Origin of the sequence: Streptomyces cucumeris, assembly GCF_024295805.1 — a bacterium.
Taxonomy (GTDB): domain Bacteria; phylum Actinomycetota; class Actinomycetes; order Streptomycetales; family Streptomycetaceae; genus Streptomyces; species Streptomyces cucumeris.
The window spans coordinates 1-4,960 of the sequence record NZ_JANCLX010000077.1 but is presented as its reverse complement, the minus strand read 5'-3'; the positions used below and the strand labels follow the sequence as shown (position 1 = coordinate 4,960).

The following is a 4,960-nucleotide window of genomic DNA, read 5'->3' as shown; positions in this document are numbered from 1 at the left end:
CGGGGGCGGAGGGGGCGGGGGCGGGGCGTCGGTCGTGCCGCCGATCTCGCTCATGGACGGGTCCCCTTCTCTCGGGCGCATTCCAGCGCCACCCGTACCGCCGTCTCCGCCACCACCGCGCGCAGCCGCGACCCCGCCTCGCAGGCCATCGCGAAGGCCCGCGTGACGTGTTCCTCCGTCGTACCGCCCGTCACCGCCGCCACCGCGTCCCGCAGCCCGCTGCGGTTCACGTCGCCGATCCGAGCATGGACCCGTTCCTGCCGGTACCCCGGTAGGGCGTGGATCTGGAGGCGGTGGTCCGCCCCCGAGGTCCCGGTCAGGACCAGTCCCCGGGAGGCCCATTGCGCCTCCTGGTCCGGGTAGGCGTGCGGACCGTTCGGAGCGGACGTCCTGGTCTGGTGGATGACGCGGATGACGTCCCGGAAGCGATAGTTCGCGTACGTGTAGCGGCGTGGGTCCCCAGCCGGCGGATCGGTGCCCAGCAGCTCGGCGGAGAGCACGGCGTGCAGCCGCCGCGCAAAGTCGCCCGGGTCGACCTCGTCGCGCATCAGGGATTCGCGGGCGGCCACCGCCCGTTCCACCGCGTACACGAGGGTGCATTCCAGGTCACGCGCCGGGAGTGCCGTCAACGCGGTCCGGACCGGGTAGGACGGGCCCGGCGCGTCCTTGCCCATCGCCTGGGCCGAGGCCGCCACGTCCGTCCAGATCAGCTGGAGGGGCTCCACGGAGCGGTGGTGGGAGTCGTTCATCGTGCGCAGGGTGCACGGTTCGAGGCGGCAGGAGGTCCCGCACAGGGGGCTGCGGCTGCCCAGCAGGGGCGGCTCGGCCGACGCATCCTCGGCGCTCTCGTCGTGCTCCCCGTGCGGGATGGCCGTCAGGACGGGCCGGTCCATGCCGTCGGCGGCGACGGCGGCCCGTCCGGGTGGCAGGGCGACGACGTTCTCGCTCTGCTCGGGCTGGAGGTTCATCGTCGCGCCGACCGCCCGGCGGTCGTCCTCTGCGGGCAGCCGGTGCATGATCTTCAGCGCGCTGTTCTTGATGACGTCGGGCAAGATCTTGCTGGGGATCTGCTCGACGATGACGACGCCCTCGCCGTACGCGCGGATCTCCGCGAGCAGCGAGGCGAAGAGCTCGACGGCAGCGGCCGCGGGTCCGTCCTCGACGTTCTTCAGGAGCCGGTGTGCCTCCTCCACCACCAGGACGTGGCGCAGCGGGACTCCGCCAGCGCCGTGGTGCACCCGCAGGTGTTCGACCAGGCGGATGAGCACGGCGCCGATGAGGAAGGCCTTGTCCTGGTCGTTCGTGATCGTTTCCAGTTCGAGGACCACGTTCCCGGCGAGCAGCCCGGCGATGTCCAGGGGATGGCCGCCCTCGAAGAACCGGCCCGGCGCGCCCTCCCGCAGCGAGCCCATCCGGACGTCGACGAAGCCCCGTACGTCCGCGGTGACCTCCTTGCCGTACCCGATCATCTCGACGACCTGCCGGGCGGTGGCCTGGAGTTCGCCCAGGGTCGGGTAGCGGGCCGTCCGCGGCTCGTCCGGCTCGTCCAGTACGTACTTGGGCTTGTGGGCCGGGCGCGGTTCGCCGGTGACGAGGTCCCATCCGGCGGCCGTGTAGCACTGGGCCAGGGCCCGTGACAGCACCTGCGGGAAGGGCTCGTGCCCCTCGAACGCCGCGAGGAACAGGGCCCGTACGAGGTCCACGTGGCTCTGCAGCGGAAAGTCCGGCTCCGGCTCCAGCGGGTTGAGCGAGGCGGGGGCCACGTCCACGTCACCGGGCCGGATCACGGTGACGCGCCGGGCGCGCTCGGGTCCCCCCGCCGCGGCGAGGCGGCCGGCGATGCGCGCGTACTCGGCCTTCGCCGGCTCGACCGCCAGCCAGGGGATCGGCCGGTCGTGCGTGGACAGGGCGGTGAGCAGGCTCCGTACCGTCTGTGACTTGCCCGAGCCGGTCGCCCCGCAGACGAAGGCGTGCCGGTTGAGGGTGGAGCGGGAGACGTGGAGCCGGTCGGCGGGCATGAGGGCCTCGTCGAGGATGTCGCCGATCAGGAAGGCGTCGGCGTCGTGTCCCGTGTCGTCGGAGGTGACGTCGAACCGGTTCGGGGCCACCGTACGGATGCCCGGGAGCTCCCGCGCGGGCGGCCGGGCCAGCGCCGCGACCAGTTCGGCGGGGGCGACGAAGGGCACGCTGCCCGGCGGCCCGGCTCCGCCCGCGGGCGGAGCCGCCGCCGGTTGCGGCGTGACGGTGGTCAGCGCCTCGGCGAAGGGCATCGGCCGCCGCGCCGGTACGAGCACGTACGGCAGCTCGTCGAGGTCGCCGGCGCCGCACAGCAGGGCCGCCGAGGCGAGCGCCGACTCGGGCCGCTCGGCGCCGACCAGCACGCGCACGTTCCACACCCCGGTGGCCAGGGCCCGGGTCAGCTCGCGGTAGCGGGCCTCGGCCCGGTCGGCCGCCACCCGGTCGGCGGCGGAGTTCTCGCGCTGGCGCAGCCGGGGCAACTGGACGGCGAGTGCCGCGCGCTCCTGGTCCAGTCGCTCGTACGGGACGGGCTCGGCCAGCACGAGCCAGGCGAAGGCGTCCGGGAGGTGGGCGACCGCGTCGTCGAAGGAGCCGCGGTGTTCGCCCGGCAGGGCGCGCTCGTCGTCGCCCAGGCGCAGGGCGTCGTGGGAGCCGGGGCAGGGGATCCAGAACGGCAGCCGTTCCAGCAGGTCGACCGTCTCGCCCGCCGGGACGTCGCGGGCGGTGGAGCCGGGCGGGTAGCGCAGGGGGCGCTGCGCACCGTCCGCGGCGGCCTCGTCGCCCGCGGGCGGGAAGCCGGGCGCTCCGCCCACCAGGAAGTGCAGCGGCCGGTGCCGGCCCGGGCGTATCCATGCCGCGGCCAGACCCGCCGGGCGGTGCTCCCCACCGGCCGAGGGCGCGGAGAGCACGGCGTGGGCCGCCGTGACGGCGGCGGTGAGCTGGGCGGCCGTACGGTCCTCCGTACGGCCGCCCTCGGGCCGCCGGGGCACGGTGATCAGGCGGTGGAAGCGGTACGCGCCGAGTCCGGCGGGCCGGGCCGCGCCCCCGGACCCGGCACCGGGGCTCACGTCAGGCTCGCGCGGGGGCGGGCGGAGAGCCGGGGCAGGAAGTTGATGCCGGGATTGCAGTCCCCGAACACGACGCGGCGGCCACCCGGCCCGGCTTCGACGAGGACCAGGCCGGTCGCCGGGAGGGCCTGGAGCTGGGTGGGCTCGATCGCGAACTCGTAGACGCGGCTGAGGTTCTCGCCGGTCGTCGTGGACCGGGCGGTGGAGGTGTTGGTCGAGTCCTGCCAGCTACGCGAGAGGGAGGTCGAGAAGGACCTGGAGCTCCCCCAGCTGCTGCCGGAGGTGCCGCCGCCCCGGTTGGAGCCGTCCGTGTCCGAGACGCCCCGCTGGCCGCCGTAGCTGCTGCCGCGGCCCTCGGTGAGAGTCTCCCCGACCTGCCGGGTCAGCTGGTTGACGAGAAACTTGTGCTCCTGCCCGATGAACTGCGCAGCCGCCTTGGCCTCCTCGCCGTTGCCCATGCGCATGAACACCGTCGCGCTGTCCGATCCGCCGACGACCTGGACGGTGCCCTCCCGCAGGTGTTCGAGCATGAACACGAGCCGGACACCGGCCGTGCGGGCCTCGCGCGCCATCGATTCCAGGGCGTCACGGCCGAGGTGGTCGGCTCCGGCGACGACGAGGGTCCCCGAGCCGTGCGCCACGGCGCGGGTGCGCAGCGCGTGGACCAGCCGGAAGAAGACGAAGCGGTCGGTGAGGTCCTTGCGGCGGCGCACGGAGTCCTCGGTCGTGACGATCGTCAGTCCGCCGGGCCGCCACCAGTCCGCGGCGCGGCCGCCGCCGGGGACGGCGGCCTCCCGCCCCCTCGGCGTGAGCAGCTCCGTCTGCGCCCGGACGTAGCGCAGTTCGTTCTGGACGCGCTCGCCCTGGCCCAGGAGGTCGACGGCCCGGGTGATCGACTCGACCTCGGTGGGGCCGAGCAGCCCGGGCGCGCCGGGGGCGGGATCGTAGACGCGGAGCAGGACGCGCAGCCCGGCGGCGAGCCGGGCGAACGTGGCGGGCCCTTCGAGCAGTTCCGCGACGGTCTGGACGAGGTCCACGTCGATGGTGTGGAGGTCCACGTCCGCGCCGGGCGGCCGCATGGTGCCCAGCGCCTCGGCCATGGTCTCGGCCAGCTCCTCGGGAGCGAACTCCGCGCTCAGGTCTGCGTCGAGCAGGGCCCCGGGCATGGGTACGTGGGCGACGGCGATGTCGCGGCGCGCGGCGAGGCCGGCGAGTTCGAGGGCGACGGCCTGCTGGGTGAGGTCCAGGACGACGAGCGGGGCGCCACCGCCAAGGAGCGGCCCGCCGACCGTGGCGAGCAGGCTGGCCCAGCCGTTGCCCGTGCCGCCGAACACGTCGATCCGGCTGGGACCGGAGGTGAGGGAGAGCGGGAACCAGGTGTCCAGCGTGTCGTTGTGCCGCAGGTGCTCCGCGCGGTGGGCGTCGATCCGGCTCTGCCAGGCGCGCCGGCGCTGCTCGTAGTCCCGCTGGGCGCTGGTGCGGGCGGCTTCCAGGCGCCGGCGGGCGGCCCTCAGCCTGGCGGCCGGGGAGGTCGCGGCCATGAGGACGATGACGAGGACGACGACGATCACGACGGCGGACGGGCCGCCGGCCGCGTAGGCGACGATGCCCGCGAGCAGGAGGAGACAGCCCGTGCCCCTGTTCTTCGGAACAGTCATGGCGCGCTCCTCCATGGCGCGGACCTCGTCGCCGGAGGGTTCGGAGTAGACGGGCGGATGCTGGGCGTCCCGGTGTGCGGGGGGCGCGGACGGCTGGACGAACTCCCAGCCCCAGCGCTCCTGGCCGGTGAAGACCCGCCGCGCCAGTTCCGCTCCGGCGTCCGGCTCCTCCCCGCCCCGAGGTTCGGTTGCCGGTGCGCTCTCGGCAGTGCTCAT

At 74.6% G+C, this 4,960-nt stretch carries 2 protein-coding genes; both read right to left on the bottom strand.

What is annotated here, in order from left to right; all coding sequences use genetic code 11:
- Positions 1-50 precede the first annotated feature (50 nt).
- Positions 51-3,086: an ATP-binding protein gene (locus NMK44_RS41725; RefSeq protein ID WP_254753374.1), complete on the bottom strand. Its 3,036-nt coding sequence runs from the start codon at positions 3,084-3,086 to the stop codon at positions 51-53.
- Positions 3,083-4,960, bottom strand: a 1,878-nt coding sequence (locus NMK44_RS41720; protein ID WP_254753373.1) for a hypothetical protein, incomplete at its 5' end; no start/stop codon positions are given. The genes NMK44_RS41725 and NMK44_RS41720, both read right to left, overlap by 4 nt.